Below are 17,227 nucleotides of genomic sequence, written 5' to 3'. Positions count from 1 at the left end.
AATGGTCAATCATCTTTTTAAGTATAATAATGTACCATACAAAAAAGTGATAAATAGTATTTTGAAATCACTTACACAAAAACAAATAAAACCGCAAAAGCGTAGTATTAATACGATTTTGCGAAATTTTATAATCTAATTTTTATTATTAAGATTTACTTTCTTACTATTTTTTACTGTTCTAAGAAGTAATTTTACAAATTCATTTGACAATAGAATAGTCGATGCGAATAATATTATCTTTATCCACATATCAAACCCTAGTGACACTGAATTGAAGAAACTTTGGAATACTTGGGTAAATATTATTTGAATCACCCCTGTCACAACTATTACTTGTAATGCTAATTTATTTTTAAATAGATTTGGTATTGTACTGTTTAATCCAAATTCTCTACAATTTAATGCATTAAAAAGAGCACTGAATGCAAATAATGAAAATATAACTGTACCTTGTTCTTCTGGAGTTGCTCCCAATATATTAAAAGCTGATTGTGTAAATACAATTGTAATCATAAGTATAGCATTTATAATAATATTAACAGACATAGACCTAGCTATTATTCCAGAATGTCTATTTATTGGCTTTCTTTTCAATACATAATCTCTAACAGGTTCTAATCCTAATGCAAGAGCTGGAGGACCATCCATTATTATATTTACCCATAATAATTGTATTGTAGTAAATGGCATATCTTTACCAGTAAGTTGAGATATTATAGCAATTATAAATGCTACTATATTTACAGTAAGCTGGAACTGTATAAATCTTTGGAAGTTTTCATAAATACCTCTTCCCCATTTTATTCCCTCTACTATTGTACTAAAACTATCATCAGTCAATATTATATCTGCTGCATTTTTAGATACTTCTGTACCTGAGATTCCCATAGCGATACCAACATCTGCTTGACTAAGAGCTGGAGCATCATTTATACCATCACCTGTTACGGCTACAACCTCACCACTTTTTTGAAGTGCAGAAACTATTCTCATCTTTGTATCTGGTTTACTTCTTGCGACAATAGATATTCCTTTTATTTCTTCTCTTAACTCTTCATCTGTCAGTACATCTATATAGGTTGCTTCAACTGCCTTTTTACCATCATTTAATAATCCTAATTCATCTCCAATAGCAGTTGCTGTATTGATATTATCCCCTGTAAGCATTTTTACATCTACACCTGCATTAAATGCCTTATCAATAGACTCTTTAACACCTGCTCTCAATGGGTCTACTATTCCTACAAAGCCACTAAATACTAAATTTTCTTCCTTCTCATACCCTCTTGGATTTCCGATTAAATTCAATTCTCCTTCTGAAGTTATTGCAACTTCTGTTCTAGATTTAGTCATCTTTTTATAAGCAAACCCCAATGTTCTCATAGATTTAATTTGTAGTTTTTTAATTTCATCGAGAATACCTTTTTCTATTTTAGGAGTTATTGGGACAATACTTTTTCCTTGTTGTACATAAGAACATTTCTTTAATAATACTTCTGGAGCTCCTTTTGAAAGTAGTATATCCGAATCCTCTTGACGAATTAATGTTGACATTTTTTTTTCTTCTGAACTAAAGGGGATTTGTGATATTAAATAAGTTTGTTTTCTCATTTCATTATAATTTTTATCGTTATGATATAAAAGTAATGCACACTCTGTTGCACTTCCAATATATTTAAATGAATTGTCTCCCTTTTCTATATCAGCTGTTGAATTCACTATACAGTTTTGTTCAAAATAACTATTACTTTGATATTCTCCACTACTTATATACTTACCATCAACATATGCTACTTCTACCATCATCTTATTTTGTGTCAAAGTACCTGTCTTATCAGAACATATTACAGAGACAGAACCTATAGTTTCACAGGCTTCTTTCTTTGTTACTAATGCATTTATCTTTGCCATCTTTTGCATTGTTATGGCTAAAGTAATATTTATCATAGTTGGTAAACCTTCTGGTACTGTTGCAACTATTAAAGCAATACAAACCATATATGCATTTTTAGCAGGCTCTAATGATTGTAAAAAAGATAAAATACTGCTTGTATCCAAAATTAGCATACCTCTTCTTTGCATTTGTATAATCATAAACATACATAATAATGTAGCTATTACACCTGATATACCTGCTATTTTAGCACCTAACTTACCTAATTTAATTTGAAGTGGAGTTTGCTGGTCATCATTTGATAAGTTCTGTGCTATCTTACCCATCTCTGTCTTATCACCAATATGAGTAACAACCATTATCCCTCTACCATATGCTACAAGAGTTCCCCCAAATACCATATTGATTTGTTTTGCGGGTATTGTATCTTGTTCAATTATTTCTGTTTTAGAATAAACTACCTCCATATCTAATATAGCATCAGCATTTTTAGCTACATCATCAGATTCGCCTGTTAACATATCTTCTCTAAGCTTTAGATTTATAGATTGTATAAGCCTTCCATCTGCTGGTATCATATCTCCTGTTTCTATATATACAATATCTCCTGGTACTAAATCATTTTTTGATATTTTAACTATCTTTCCATTTCTAAGTACCTTTACCTCTATATTCTCTGTTAATTTTGATAGAGCATGAGCAGCTTTTTTAGATTTCCCTTCAGTTATTATACCTATGGAAATACCAATAAAGATAGCTCCTAAAATACCTAATGCATCATGCAATTCTCCCACAAATGAGCTTATTACTGCTGCTCCTATAAGAATTAATATCATAGGTTCTGTCAGACTTTCCCCCAACTCGTCCCAAAATGTTCGTCCTTCTTTTATCGTAAATTCATTTAATCCATATCTAAGCTTCCTCTCTTCTACCTCATTATCAGCAAGTCCAACTTCTGGATTTGTCTTTAAGTATTTTAAGACTTCTTTGGTAGGTTTATTATAATACCTCATAACTTTATCCCCCTTGTTAATTATCTATAGAGAATTATATGCTTATGATAGCTTGTATATTACTTTTCAAAAAAAATAAGGAGTTGTCTAAAAATTGATTTTTTTCTAATCAAATTTTAAGTTCAACTCCTCTGTTGAATTTTTATAAGCTATTTTTTACTACTTCTTTTTTAATTAATATTCTAGATTTTAATATTTAAGAAATTTGAGTACAAGAGGTAAAGCATATGTATTTTAAATAAAATTAATTTATCATTACACTAAAAAATTACTTTTTATAATAGCTAAATCCTTCACTTGCCATATAGCAAGCAACTAGATGATTCTGTTTATGTTCAAATAATTCAGGCATTTCTTTTCTACAATATTCTGCTGATACTGGACAACGCTCCACAAAAGGACATCCTTTTTCAGAATTCGAAAAAATTTTGACTTCGTCTTGTACATCTACTTCTTCATGTAGTATATTTCTGCTATTCGGATTTGGAGTCAAAACTGCACGCAAAAGCATCTGTGTATATGGATGTAAAGGTGTATTGTAAACCGCCTCAGCATTTCCAGTTTCCACGATTCTACCAGCATACATCACAGCAATCCTATCAGAAATATAACGTACCATGCTTAAGTCATGTGAAATAAATAGATAAGTAAGACCAAACTCCATCTTTAACTTATATAAAAGATTTATAATCTGACTCTGAATAGAATTATCCAGTGCTGACACTGGTTCATCACATATAATAAAATCTGGCTGAACCACGAGTGCACGTGCAATACTAATTCTTTGTCTTTGCCCTCCTGAAAACTCATGTGGGAAACGTCCTGCGTGTTCTCTCAAAAGCCCAGTCATTTCTAACAATTCATATACTTTTTGTGTTCTTGTATTTTTATCCAACATCCCATGAACCTTCAAATTTTCTGCAATAATAGATTCTACTGTCATATGTGGTTCTAAAGACATATATGGGTCCTGAAATATCATTTGTGTATGTTGTGCAAATGCCTTTCTTCTACTTTGTCTATGTAGTTCTAACTTTTTGCCTTGAAATAATATTTCACCTTCGCTTGATGGATATACACCCATAATAACTCTTGCAAGAGTTGATTTTCCACAACCAGATTCTCCAACAAGCCCTAGAGTTTCACCTTTATAAATAGTTAGGTTCACATGATTGACAGCAATATTTTTGCGCTTTCTTCCTAGAGGGAAGCTCTTGGATACATTATTTAATTCAAGTAATTTTTCCATCATCCAATTCCTCCTTTGGAAAACTTTCATGCAGACGCCAACAAGAAGCACTGTGACTATTTGAAACCTCAAATAAAGGTGGCTCTTCTCTCAAACAAATCTTCATACAATATGGACACCTCTTTGAAAAAGAACAACCGACTGGCAAATCAGATAAGTTTGGTGGACTTCCCAATATAGATATGCGTTCCCCTATACCACCTGATGTAGGAAGTGTTCTTAACAGTGCCTGTGTATATGGGTGTGTTGCTCTATTAAAAAGTTCTTTCACACCACTTTCTTCCACAATTTTTCCAGCATACATCACTGCTACACGGTCTGCCAAGTTTGCTACAACACCAAAATCATGAGTAATCAAAAGTACAGCTGTTCCCATCTCTTTTCTAATTTTAGCAATCAATTTCAAGATTTGCAGTTGTGTAGTAACATCAAGAGCTGTTGTTGGTTCGTCTGCAATAAGTAGTTTAGGATTGCATGCCAAAGCCATAGCAATCATTACACGTTGTTGCATACCTCCTGAAAATTGATGAGGGTACTGTTCTGCTTGTAGTTCAGCATTTGGTATCTGTACCATTTCAAGTAATCTAACTGCCTCTTTCTTACAATCAGATGATGACATTTTCTCTTTTCTATATAGTGACTCTGTAATCTGCTTACCTATTTTCATTGTAGGATTCAAACAGGTCAAAGGGTCTTGAAAAATCATACTTGCTAAAGTACCTCTTATTCGTTCCATCTCTTTTTCTGATGCATTCAAAATATCAAAATTGAGAAGTTTCAATTCCTCAGCCATAATTTTAGCTGGTGGTGAAGGATTTAGTTGCAAAATTGACTGTGCCATTACACTTTTACCACAACCACTTTCACCCACTAACGCAAGAATCTCGCCACTGTTCATGGAAAGCGATACACCTCGAACTGCATTTACTGTTCCTTCGTACATATCAAAAGATACATTTAATTCCTTAATTCTTAGAATGTCGTCCATAATAAGCAGACCTCCTTAATCTAGGATTTAGAGCATCTTGAAGTTGGTCTCCCAAGAGATTGAAAGAAAGCATTATCAGACAAATAAATAATCCTGGCACTACAAGCCTTGCTGGATAAGTCTGAAAAACAGCAACACCTTCATTTGCCATAATTCCCAATGATGGATATGGTGGTGGAACTCCCATTCCCAACATTGATAAGAATGCTTCTGTAAATATAATTCCTGGAATGCTCAATGTCATGTGTACAATTATAATACCTAACATATTAGGAATTAAGTGGAAGAAAATAATCCGTCCCATACTTGCTCCCATAATTTTTGCAGCAATTATAAATTCTCTCCCCATAAGAGAAACCACCTGTCCTCTTACCAATCGTGCCATACTAGTCCATCCTACAAGGGTATAGGCAATAATCAAAGTTCCAATTCCCTGTGGAAGCACTGCCATAAGTAAAAGAACAACAACAAGGTATGGAATTCCACTAATGATTTCCAATGTACGCATCATTACATTGTCAACCATACCACCTATATATCCAGAAATACTACCATATACTACTCCTACTATGCAGTCTATGATAGCTACCACCCCTGCTACTAGAAGTGATACTCGTGTCCCATACCAGATACGTACAAAAATATCACGCCCAAGATTATCTGTACCAAAGATATGAGTAAAACCACTACTTATATCTTTACTAAAAAAGGGGTTATTTGCATATGCCACATTCTGAGATGAAAAATCAAAATTACAAAATATTGGAAAAAATACTGAACCTATCATAAGAATAAGTATCATTATAAATGATACTACTGCAATTTTATTGTGGCGTAGTATGGATATGGTCTCCCTTGCAAAACTCATAGAGGGATACACCTGTTCGTTATTAGTCATATCTGAATTACAGCCATCAATAGATGAAAAATCTTCATGAACAAGTACTCTTTTACTACTATCTATTTTCCTCACCTCCTAATCTCACGCGAGGGTCTATACAGCTGTTCAAAATATCCACGATTAGATTACACAACACAAGAAACATACCAAAAAATAATGTTGTTCCTATAATCACTGGATAGTCATTGGCCTGTACTGAGTCCACAAAGTATTTTCCAAGACCTGGAATAGAAAATACATATTCTACAGCAAATGTCCCAGTCAACAGAACTGCTGTCATAGGACCAAGAACTGTTATCACTGGCATTAATGCATTGCGTAGACAATGATGAAGGATAATATCTTTTTTCTTGATTCCTTTCACTTTTGCTGTACGAATATAATCCTGCCCAAGTACATCAAGCATACTAGAACGCATTAATCTTCCAATACTTGCCATAGAGCCAAAAGCTAGCGCAAATGCAGGTAAAATCTTGCTATTTTCACTCCCCCATCCTATAATTGCAAAAAAATGGATACCAGTAAATTGAAACAACACAATTCCAAAAAAATACTGCAACAAAGCACCAATAATAAATGATGGAACAGACACCCCAAGAAGCACCAAAATCATCATCAATGTGTCCCACTTTGTCCTATGCTTCAAAGCAGCTGTAATACCTGACAAAAATCCCAAAATGATTGCAAAAATCAAAGCCCGTATTCCCAGTTCTAAAGAAACTGGGAATGCCTGGGCTATAATATCTGTGACTTGACGACCAGAAACAATTGAAGAACCAAAATCTCCATGTATCAAATTATTCACATATATTCTGTACTGCTCTAATACAGGTTTATCTAGACCATATTTTGTGGCTAAAGAAGCTTTTATCTCAGAATTAATTACCTTAAGTCCAGAAAAAGGGTCTCCTGGAAGCATCTGCATCAGTAAAAATGTAATGGAAATCAAAACCCATACAGTAAGTACCGCATAAATAAGTCGCTTAGCGATATACCTCATTTGTAAAGACATCTTGTCTGCTCCTGTCATGTTTTTTATTTACTTAATATGTGCATTTAAAACGTTAAAGAATTGAAATGGTGTACGTACTAGACCAACTAGTTTTTTAGAAACTGCATAAGTAGTACATGTAAAATACATCGGTCCTATAACCATATCATCCATTAGAATTTTTTCTGCCTGTATCAGTATCTCTTGACGCTTTTTAGAATCACTCTCATGAGTTGAATCCTCAATCAACTTATCATACTTTGGATTGGAATACTTTCCATAATTGTTCATATTTTCTGTTGTATAGTTCTCCAAAAATGTAATTGCATCATTCTCAGAAGGACCCCAAGCATCCACTGCAAAACTATAATCACCATTTCTTTTTGCTTCAGACAAAGCTTTGACTGCTGTAGATTTCAGTTCTACATCCAGTCCAAGATTTTCTTTCCATTGTTGTTGCAAGTAGGCAGCCTGATTCTGATTATATGTTGTATCTGATGTCCAAAATACAAGTTTAATATCTTTCTTTTCTATCCCAAGTTCTTGAAGTGCCTTATCAAGGAATTCCCTTGCCTTATCTTTGTCATACTTAAATAAGCTACCACGTTTTTCTGCATAACTTTTACCATCAACACCTTTTATAACACCTGGTACAAGACCATTGGCTGCTATAGAACCATCATTAATTACATTATTAAGTAGACTTTGTACATCAATAGAATAGGCAAGTGCTTTTCTTAGGTTTATGTTAGAAAGATACTCATTTTGTGTATTAAAGCTTAAATACCAAGAGCCTCCATCTATATAGGATTGAATAGTATCTTTACTTTTGTCTCCCACGAGTTTAATTTGTTCGTTATATAGGTTACAAAGGTCAATTTCTCCAGCAGTAAATGCATTCAAACTTGTATTTGCATCTCCTATCATAACCAACTTAACTTTAGGAATATTAATTTCTGATGCATTATAATATTCTTCAGCTTTCTCCATTGTAATATGGTCATCATGAACCCATTCTGTTATTTTATATGCACCATTTGTTACCATTTTATCGGCCTCTTTAGCGTACTGTTTATCACCAATTGCCTTATAAGCCTTTTTATTTATTGGCAAAAAATATGGCTGTGACAAATAAAACAAGCCATTAGTCATTGGATGAGACCATTGAATTTCTAATGTATAATCATCTAATACTTTTAACCCAAGCTGTGATTCGTCAATCTCACCCTTATAAAATGCTTCTCCATTTTTAATATTCTTGTATATATACGAAGCAAATATACTTCCAGTAGAAGGCGTCATCTGTGTCACCCAGGAATAGTAAAAATCATTCGCGGTTACTGGGTCTCCATTTGACCATTTTGCATCTTTTCTTAGATGCATTGTATAAATAGTGTTCGCATCATTTATATCCCAACGTTCTGCTAAATCAGCCACTGGCTCATCCTTCTCATTCAACTTTGTGAATCCAGCCATGCAATGATAGAGAATACTTTGTGCAATAGTATCACTCATTCTCATTGGATTCAATTCTGTTGGCTCAGATGTAACATTTAACGTTACCATTTCTTTTCCTTGAGTCCCCTGAAAAACTGAGCCTTTTGTTGCATCTCCTTGAGTAGGTGTGGAACATGCCACCAAATTTAGTGCAAGTATAGCTACTACTAATAATGTTATAATTTTTTTGTATCTCATATTTTTCTCCCTCTAAATAATTAATTCATATAATTCCTAACAATCATCCTGCACATCCAATATCATATTAAATGAATCAATTGACATAGGTTTATAATAATAATAACCTTGAACCATATCACATCTATACTCTTTTAAAAACTCTATATGTTCTTTAGATTCTACGCCTTCAGCAATCACTTTCATATTTAAAGAATGAATTAAATCTATAATAGTCTTTATTACTAGACTACTATTGCCATTTAAGTTATTTAAAAAAAACTGACGGTCCATCTTGATAATATCAAAATGAGCATTAAGTAATACATTAAAAGAAGAATAACCATCTCCAAAATCATCTAGTGAACATGTAAACCCATATTCTTTGAAATCAGATACTACTTTTTTTAAACGTTCAGTATCATTTAAAGAAATTGATTCCATAAATTCAATTTCAATATAGTGCTTTGGAATATCATATTTTTCAAACACATCAATGTAATTTTGAACAATCCCTGGGTCATAAAAATGTGACTTTGAAATATTAAAACTAATTGGCACAACTTTCTGATTGTTTTTTATTCTTGTATCCAAGTACTGACACATTTGTTCAAAAGTATCAATATCAATTAATTTAATGTAGCCATTTTGGTTTAAAATAGGCAGAAATTTATATAATGGGATGCTGTTTCCATCTTTATCAAACCAACGAAGTAATGCCTCTGCACCTATAACCTTTCCATTTATTAGACTGATTTTGGGCTGTAAGTACGTGACAAATTCATAACCTTTATATGCATCTGCTGTCTCTATTTCCAGTTTCATACGGTCCATATAACTATTATAAAAAGAATCACCATAAAGTTCTATACAAGAACTTCTATTAAGTAAAGCTTCACTTTCTTTCCTACACAAATTCGCATAATTTAGTGCATCATAAAATGAGACTTCTGGGTTAATAATCACATAAATACCCATAGACATAAAAAGATTTCTATAAATCCGCTCATCATCTATACGATATAATATGTCAATTAGTGGTATCAATCGTTCATATATAAGATAGTTAGAATCATCACACCTTACTAAAAAAGCAAAGTTATCCGCATATAAATATGCAGCGTACTCCTTTTCTTCTAAAAATGTGGTTATTTTTTGAAAAACCAATGTCAGGATTTCATCACCTGCTTTACTTCCATACTTTGTATTAAAATAGCGAAAATTTTTAATGTTCAAGTGTATTAAAGCATATCTTTCATCACTACCTTTTATCCTACAATATTTTTCCAAAATATATGAAGTATCATACATATCACGCTTTAAGGTGCTATTATTTTCCGTTTCCATTACGATTGGCTCCTTTGTTTATAAATTGTATATACATTTCTTCCCTTCTTTTTGGATTGGTATAAGGCTAAATCAGCATTTTTAATAAGAGTTAATTCATCACAACCATGCATATGTATCTCATTATATATCCCAAAAGATAAAGTGAGCTGTTTGGAATTTTTACTTTTTAAATGTACAATATTTTTGTCTCTCAGCTCTTTTTGAACTGATTCAACAAATGTAATAATTTCATCATCACTTCTATCAACAAATATACAGGTGAATTCATCTCCTCCATATCGTGCAGCAAAAGCATTGTTTGGTAAGTTCTTCTTTAATAAAGTAGTAACTTCTTTTATTGCCTCATCACCTTTTAAATGACCATAGTAATCATTATATTCTTTGAAAAAATCGATATCAACCATAACATATCCAATGGATAAAACCTCATCATCTTGGATTAATTTACTTATAAGTTTACTACAGTATCTTCGATTATAAATTTTTGTAAGTTCATCTATATCTGCTACTGTTTGTAGACTAACTTGCTTTTCCAACATAAGATTCTGTTCTTTTTCTCTTTCATAGAGAGAAAGAAGACTTTTGAAGCTTTCGCCCATTGATATCTTACTGTCCATTTCTCCTTTTAATATGGTTTCATAAAAAGTTTCATAAAGTTCATCAGTTTCATGCCCAAATAGAATTGAATATTGAACATGTAATTTTTGAATTTGTATCATTATATTTTGATTCGTATTTTTATACAATGTGTCTAATTGGTTTAAGCACCATGCTGCATCTTCTTCTCTTTTCAACAAAAGCAAAAATTCCATTAAATATAAATAAATGGATTTCAGTAAAAACGCTTCTTCCTTATTTTTAATCAACTTATTTATCAAACTATCTATTTTATGTAACGCTTCTGTTTCCTTATTTTCTAATAATAAAAGACGTATTTCTCCTTCCATAAATAATAAAGGTAAAATGCCAACTTCACATTTTACGCTTAAACATTTTTCATGATACTTCAGGGCTTTATCTAATTCTCCTTGAACACAAGAAAGGTGTAATAGATTCACAAGTATAGACTTGTAATAAAAAAGCACACTTTTTATAGGAATATATTTTATAACATCTAATGCTTTTGTATAGAATTGCTCTGCAATTTTATATACACCACTTGTGTAAAATATATCAGCAATATTGTTATAGAAAATAGCACATGATTTTTTATCTTTAATTTTATAAGCAATTTGGATTCCTTCTAAATATATAGTAAGAGCTGCTATTTCGTCACAAATAGTAACATTTCGCAAGCCCTCTATTTTAAAATATTCAATTAAAACATCAAAATAATTTTTATTCTCAGCAATTTCTCTTGCCTTCTCTGAATGAAAATTATAAGCATCTACATCCCATTTCATTTGAAAATATTGTGCCAAATACACATGAGCCAATGCTTGTCCATAGAAGTAGTTTAACTGTTCTGATATCATTAGTAACCTATCACAATCGTGTTTATTAAACCTAGAATTATGCTCAAAACGACACTGAATTCGATCAATCAGCAATTGAATTTGTTCAAGTGCTACATTATAGTTATTCATTATGCACCTCTTCCATAGCAATTATTGATTTAGCATTATTTCTACCATTATTCTTTACATCATATAGTGCTTTATCTACTTCATCAAATAAATTAAGTACATCAACTTTAGTTGAAACTGTCTTATTACCATATCCAATTGACAATGTTATTATTTTTTCACATCGTGAATGTATATGTTCAAGACTTTTTTCTTTTATTGCTTCTTTTACTTGATTAACATATTCAGCCATTTGTTCAAAATTCAAATCCCAGCTAAGACAAACAAATTCATCACCACCATAGCGAAAGACTGCCATTTGTTCATTTGCCTTTTCTTTCAAGCTACTTGCTACTTGTTTTAATATTTCATCACCTTCCAAATGACCATAATAATCATTGTATTCTTTAAAGTAATCAATATCAAATATTGCAAGACCAATATTAGTATATCTATTACTATTGAGAATTTCATCTTGCTTAATATTAAAATAATAACGATTGTATACATTAGTCAATTCATCATAATTTACAAGGTCATATAATTCTTCTAATACTTTTTTTGATTGAGTATACTTAGTATAAGTGTCATTCAATTCAATTTTTGCACGTAAACCTTCTACTTTTAATAGATTTACTTGATTCTGTGCTTTTAAATATAAATCATAATACTCGTGGTAATGGTAATATAATTCTTTTTTTGTCTCAAATTTCTGTGAATACTTAATATTCAATTTACATAATTTCAATAAAGGCTCTGGTTCATCTTCTTTTATTAGCTCTTGTAAGGATTGTAATAATTCACTTGATTTTACTTTGTTTTTGATAGATATCATTGCTTCTAATGCATTCATCAAAAATTCTATGAGATAAACACGATTTGGAAAAGTCATAAGTCCATCATTCTGCATTTCCTGTAGATAATATAAACTCTTTTCTTGATTCTGTATCTCTGCATAATAAAGCAAATATGCATAATCAACATATATTTTTAAATCTTTCTCTTCGAAGGGAAGTAAACTCAATTCTTCAATAGTTGATTTCATCAATTCAAGCTTACCTAATTTTAAATATATATTAATGAAATTAATTAACAGCATTCGCAGAAAACGTGGCTTCGTATCTGGCAAAGAACGCAATACTTCCATTGATTTATCTAAATAGAACAGTGCTTCATCATATAATTCATAGTCCAAATAATAAGCACTAATATTCCCATAATTTATACCAATGCGATGTCTGATGTCTAATCTTTCAGAAACATCCAATGCTTTTAAAGTGTATCTAAATGCAGACTGTTTATCATATGAATTTAAAGAAAGTAAACTACACAGTGCATAAAATTTTTCTAATAATTCACTTGGATTCTTTTCATTAATATACTCTTGTGCATACTCCAACTCTTTTGATACGCATTTCATATTTGATTCCACATAGAAATAATAATCGGCACGCCATACATGTCCAAAAGCCACACTTTGCCAATCTTTACTTTCTTTTGAAATCGAAATCAGTTTATCACAAATCCCACAAATAACATCATCGTTCACATTAATGTTTTCATGTATTTTTCTCTTTAATTCCTCAATTTCACACAAAACGTAGTTTTCAATCATGGCATTACTCCAAATTTATTTTTTACAACATTATAACACACAAGTGCGGCTTTCCACAATGAGATCTACATTTGTGTATCATAAGTATTAAATAGACTATACTGCTGTCCATTGTTGGCAATAACATACCTATTTTCCTCTTATATCAATGGTTCACAGTTTTTTAAGATTTTAAATAAACTTTCATTTAAATTATTACATAGATTAGGAGTTCTTAGAGATTCCATTTTCTATTTTTCTACAAAAAAAGGAGATGATTCAAAGTTTTATTTTGAGGCATCTCCTTATAATAATTATATATTATTGGGTTTTATGTTATAGGCTTTATAGGTTGTGAGCTATATAAATCAATATACTTAATCTTCAAAATATCCTTCTGGATATAATGGGAATTTAGCTATAAGTTCCTGAGCTTCTACCCTACATTCATCTAATACTTCTTTATTATCAATATTTTCTGCTACCTTATTCATTATTCCTGCTATTTGCACAACTTCTTTTTCTTTAAGACCTCTTTGAGATATTGATGTAAGACCGATACGAACGCCACTAGTTACAAATGGTGATTGTGGGTCATCAGGTATAACATTTTTATTAACCGTTATTCCTACATATTCAAGAGCCTTTTCAAACTGCTTTCCTGTCAAATTTTTACTTCTTAAATCAACCATTACTATATGATTATCAGTTCCACCACTTACTATACTAAATCCGTGAGAAATAAGTTCAGCTGCCAAAGTTTTAGCATTTACTACTACTTGCTCCATTATTTTACGAAACTCATCTGTCCCTAAATACAATAGCGAAAACGTTTTCGCTGCAACTGTGTTAAGATGTATAGAACCTAATGTTCCTGGGAAAACACCTTTATCAAGTTTCTTTGCATGTTCAGCTTTACAAAGCACAATACCACTTCTTGGTCCACAGAAAGTTTTTGTTGTAGATGAAGAAACAAAATCTGCATAAGGTACAGGACTAGGTATTACTTTTGCTGCCACCAAACCTGCAACATGAGCCATATCTACCATAAAATAAGCTCCTACTTCTTTTGCAACATTTGATATTCTTTCATAATCTATCAATCTTGGATATGAACTCGCTCCTGCAATTATAAGTTTTGGTTTACACTCTTTTGCCTTCGCTTCAAGAGCATCATAATCTATACGACCAGTATTTGAATCTACACCATAAAATTCATATTTATAAATATCATGTAAGAAGTTTACTGTACTACCATGTGTTAAGTGTCCCCCTTGGTCAAGACGCATACTTAAAACAGTATCATTTGGCTTTAATATTGCTGAATATACACAATAGTTAGCTGTAGAACCTGAGTAAGGCTGTACATTTACATGTTCTGCTCCAAATATTTCTTTTGCACGTTTTATTGCTAGATTTTCAAGTTTATCTGCTTCTTCAGAACCTGCTTGGAAACGTGCTCCTGGATAACCTTCTTCTGTTTTATTTGTAAATACACATCCACTTAATTCAAGTACTTCTGTTGGTGCTGTACTTTCAGAAGCTATCATCTCGATATTATGCTCTTGTCTAACCAATTCACCAGCTACAATTTCGTATAACTCTGGGTCTGAAATTCTTGTTGTTTTTAACATAATAACACCTCTTCTTAATTTAATTATTTTTATAAATTTAATTAATTTTTATTTATATTTATATTCTACTATAATATTTTAATTAATTATATTATCAAAATTTGCAATTTATTTAACTATTTTGACTTTTTTATAATTTGTATTACAATAAGAAATTTTCTCAACTATCAATTATCCTAACTATATTTATTCCTGACTTTGAGTTGATTTTTCTCTACATGTAATTGCCCTATATACCATGCAAACTAAAATTAAAAGTCCCATATAACCTGTGTATGGATATAAAATATTTACTAGCTTACCAAATGGTAAAAAGCCACCAATACAAGCCAAAATAGCTACTACTGTTGTAACTAATTTAAATTTAGGGTGTTTGTCTTCAACAATTCTATTAGTCACAGACCATAAAAGTGGAACAGCAGTTGTATAGATACCTAATATAAGTGCAACTGAGAAACATACACCTACAATAGGAGATATATTATCTGCTAGATAAAGGGATGGTATCTCTTTCATATACAGGTTACCTATATCTGAAATCATAGCTAGATACATAACTATACCAGCAGTCATAAAAACTACACCACCTAATAATCCTCCCCAGAAAGCATCTTTTTTATTTTCAACAGAAGCTCCCATACCTGTTAAAAATACAATCATTACAATTATATTTAATGTATTGTAAATTACACCTGAAACTATTGGGCTTCCTGATGCTTTTGTAACTTCAATATTTTTCATTGCCTCTCCAACAACAGGTAATCCATCTAAGTGCTTAAATAAACTTATTAATCCAACTGCAATAGTAAATACTGCTATTACTGGTCCAATGCGCCCAAGTATATTTACTAATTTTTCAAGACCCATGGATACTGTGATTAGTGTAGCAATAGACATTAATACCCTTCCTAAATAAGGATTTATTCCATAATATTCAGTTAAAGTTGAACCAGCACCTGAAATCATTACTATCAGAATTCCAAATAAAAATATTGGACTAAACCATTCATAAAATTTTCCTAGAATCTTTCCACAATAAAAAGTGTAAATTCTTGTTGGCTCTTTAAGTTTTAACTCTCTCCCCCTTGTTATGACTTCAACACCAAGAAATGAGAATAGTACCATCGATATTAATGCTCCAATCAATCCCATATATCCTTGGGATGCAAAAAATTGGAGTATTTCTTGACCAGTCGCAAATCCTGAACCTATTGCTGTTGCTAAATAAGCACCTGCAATACAGATAACATTTTTAATATTTACTTTGTCTGACATATCAACTTACCTCCATTATAAAGTTACCTTCTTTAACAAATATAAATTTACAGCGAACTTAAATGAATATTCTGTCTTTTTGGAATAATATTTAATTCACTTTTTTTATTTTGTATATTTTTTAATTTTTATTTATATATATTTTTTTATATATATAGGTACATCTTTTATAAGGTTCAATGTTATTAAATATGTTTAAAGCGCTTTAATTTTTGTTATTAATTAAAGTATACTTATCCAGACATTTTCAAACAATTATCTATATTGACTTTTTATTTATCAATTTCAATTTTTAATATTCAATTTATAAACTTTGGGTGTCATCCCTTTTTCTATCTTAAAATTCTTATAAAAGTTATTTAGACTGTTATATCCAACTATTTCCGCAATCTCATTTATACTTTTTTTTGTATTTTCAAGCAATTCTATAGATTTTTCTATTCGTATATGATTTAAATATGATATAAAGGTAGTATTCAAATTACTTTTAAAAATCCTAGATATATTGGATGGATTAGTTAAAAATAATTTAGCACAATCATTTAATTTTAAATCCTCACTATAATTTAAATTTATATACTCTAGTATTTCATTTAACAAATCATTGCTAGTATACTGATAACCAATAATCTTTTCTACAGACCTAGTAAACTCCTTCAAGTCTAGTGGTTTAAGAAGTATATCTTTTACATTTAATCTTAAAGCTTTTTGGGCATATTCAAAATAATCAAAGGCAGTTATTACTACAAATTTTATTTTTTTAGATATGTGAGATGTTCTTTCTATTACTTCCAACCCATTATATATCGGCATCTGAATGTCTATAAATACTATATCTGGCTCTAAACTAATTATCTTTTCTACTGCTTCGTCACCAGAAGTTGCTCTCCCAACAATTTCTATTGGCATATCTTTCATCTCTATAAAATGTGTTATTATTTTTAAAACAGCTTCTTCATCATCTATTATTAGTGCTCTTCTCATGAGAATTCCTCCCTTTTAGCTTAATGATGTACAAAAAAGTAAGATGTAAAAAATAATATAGAAACATCTAATATATTTCTTTATACTGATAAAACTTATTAATTTTATCTAA

12 protein-coding genes are annotated in these 17,227 nt (G+C 31.0%); all 12 read right to left on the bottom strand.

Annotated features, from left to right (window positions below; genetic code table 11):
- Nucleotides 1-135: 135 nt before the first annotated feature.
- On the bottom strand, nt 136-2,910 hold the full coding sequence (locus tag IC173_RS04580) for a calcium-translocating P-type ATPase, PMCA-type (protein WP_227434394.1): 2,775 nt from the start codon (nt 2,908-2,910) through the stop codon (nt 136-138).
- 268 nt (nt 2,911-3,178) lie between these two features.
- Nucleotides 3,179-4,159, bottom strand: coding sequence for an ABC transporter ATP-binding protein (locus tag IC173_RS04575; protein ID WP_227434393.1), 981 nt, complete (start codon nt 4,157-4,159; stop codon nt 3,179-3,181).
- Complete coding sequence (locus tag IC173_RS04570) at nt 4,143-5,147, bottom strand: ABC transporter ATP-binding protein (RefSeq protein ID WP_227434392.1); 1,005 nt, start codon at nt 5,145-5,147, stop codon at nt 4,143-4,145. The genes IC173_RS04575 and IC173_RS04570 overlap by 17 nt, the downstream gene beginning before the upstream one ends.
- On the bottom strand, nt 5,125-6,120 hold the full coding sequence (locus IC173_RS04565; protein WP_227434391.1) for an ABC transporter permease: 996 nt from the start codon (nt 6,118-6,120) through the stop codon (nt 5,125-5,127). Before IC173_RS04565 ends, IC173_RS04570 begins: the two co-directional genes overlap by 23 nt.
- The gene (locus IC173_RS04560) at nt 6,104-7,078 is read right to left on the bottom strand and encodes an ABC transporter permease (protein WP_227855209.1); all 975 of its coding nucleotides are present in this window, start codon (nt 7,076-7,078) and stop codon (nt 6,104-6,106) included. The genes IC173_RS04565 and IC173_RS04560 overlap by 17 nt, the downstream gene beginning before the upstream one ends.
- Nucleotides 7,079-7,087: 9 nt before the next feature.
- Nucleotides 7,088-8,734, bottom strand: a complete 1,647-nt coding sequence (locus IC173_RS04555; RefSeq protein ID WP_227855208.1) for a peptide ABC transporter substrate-binding protein — start codon at nt 8,732-8,734, stop codon at nt 7,088-7,090.
- A 36-nt stretch (nt 8,735-8,770) separates the two neighbouring features.
- Nucleotides 8,771-10,060 carry a GGDEF domain-containing phosphodiesterase gene (locus IC173_RS04550; protein ID WP_227434388.1) on the bottom strand — a complete coding sequence of 430 codons (1,290 nt, stop codon included), beginning with the start codon at nt 10,058-10,060 and terminating at the stop codon, nt 8,771-8,773.
- Nucleotides 10,060-11,670 carry a GGDEF domain-containing protein gene (locus IC173_RS04545; RefSeq protein ID WP_227855207.1) on the bottom strand — a complete coding sequence of 537 codons (1,611 nt, stop codon included), beginning with the start codon at nt 11,668-11,670 and terminating at the stop codon, nt 10,060-10,062. Before IC173_RS04545 ends, IC173_RS04550 begins: the two co-directional genes overlap by 1 nt.
- The gene (locus tag IC173_RS04540; RefSeq protein ID WP_227434386.1) at nt 11,642-13,243 is read right to left on the bottom strand and encodes a GGDEF domain-containing protein; all 1,602 of its coding nucleotides are present in this window, start codon (nt 13,241-13,243) and stop codon (nt 11,642-11,644) included. The genes IC173_RS04545 and IC173_RS04540 overlap by 29 nt, the downstream gene beginning before the upstream one ends.
- Before the next feature lie 356 nt (nt 13,244-13,599).
- The gene (gene glyA / locus IC173_RS04535) at nt 13,600-14,856 is read right to left on the bottom strand and encodes a serine hydroxymethyltransferase (RefSeq protein WP_227434385.1); all 1,257 of its coding nucleotides are present in this window, start codon (nt 14,854-14,856) and stop codon (nt 13,600-13,602) included.
- A 186-nt stretch (nt 14,857-15,042) separates the two neighbouring features.
- Nucleotides 15,043-16,131, bottom strand: coding sequence for a hypothetical protein (locus IC173_RS04530; RefSeq protein ID WP_227434384.1), 1,089 nt, complete (start codon nt 16,129-16,131; stop codon nt 15,043-15,045).
- Nucleotides 16,132-16,416: 285 nt separating this feature from the next.
- Entirely contained in the window at nt 16,417-17,115 is a 699-nt protein-coding gene (locus tag IC173_RS04525) for a response regulator transcription factor (RefSeq protein WP_227434383.1), read from the bottom strand.
- Nucleotides 17,116-17,227: the final 112 nt, after the last annotated feature.

The sequence above is a fragment of the Clostridioides sp. ES-S-0048-02 genome, from assembly GCF_020658495.1.
Taxonomy (GTDB): Bacteria; Bacillota; Clostridia; order Peptostreptococcales; family Peptostreptococcaceae; genus Clostridioides.
The sequence above is the reverse complement of the archived record's forward strand: the minus strand, read 5'-3'. Positions and strand labels throughout refer to the sequence as shown.

Excerpts from the sequence above, each read along its gene's own strand:
- IC173_RS04550 (WP_227434388.1), bottom strand. The coding sequence starts at position 10,060 with ATGGAAACGGAAAATAATAGCACCTTAAAGCGTGATATGTATGATACT.
- IC173_RS04570 (WP_227434392.1), bottom strand. The coding sequence starts at position 5,147 with ATGGACGACATTCTAAGAATTAAGGAATTAAATGTATCTTTTGATATG.
- IC173_RS04530 (WP_227434384.1), bottom strand. The coding sequence starts at position 16,131 with ATGTCAGACAAAGTAAATATTAAAAATGTTATCTGTATTGCAGGTGCT.
- IC173_RS04540 (WP_227434386.1), bottom strand. The coding sequence starts at position 13,243 with ATGATTGAAAACTACGTTTTGTGTGAAATTGAGGAATTAAAGAGAAAA.
- IC173_RS04525 (WP_227434383.1), bottom strand. The coding sequence starts at position 17,115 with ATGAGAAGAGCACTAATAATAGATGATGAAGAAGCTGTTTTAAAAATA.
- glyA (WP_227434385.1), bottom strand. The coding sequence starts at position 14,856 with ATGTTAAAAACAACAAGAATTTCAGACCCAGAGTTATACGAAATTGTA.
- IC173_RS04575 (WP_227434393.1), bottom strand. The coding sequence starts at position 4,159 with ATGGAAAAATTACTTGAATTAAATAATGTATCCAAGAGCTTCCCTCTA.
- IC173_RS04555 (WP_227855208.1), bottom strand. The coding sequence starts at position 8,734 with ATGAGATACAAAAAAATTATAACATTATTAGTAGTAGCTATACTTGCA.
- IC173_RS04560 (WP_227855209.1), bottom strand. The coding sequence starts at position 7,078 with ATGACAGGAGCAGACAAGATGTCTTTACAAATGAGGTATATCGCTAAG.
- IC173_RS04580 (WP_227434394.1), bottom strand. The coding sequence starts at position 2,910 with ATGAGGTATTATAATAAACCTACCAAAGAAGTCTTAAAATACTTAAAG.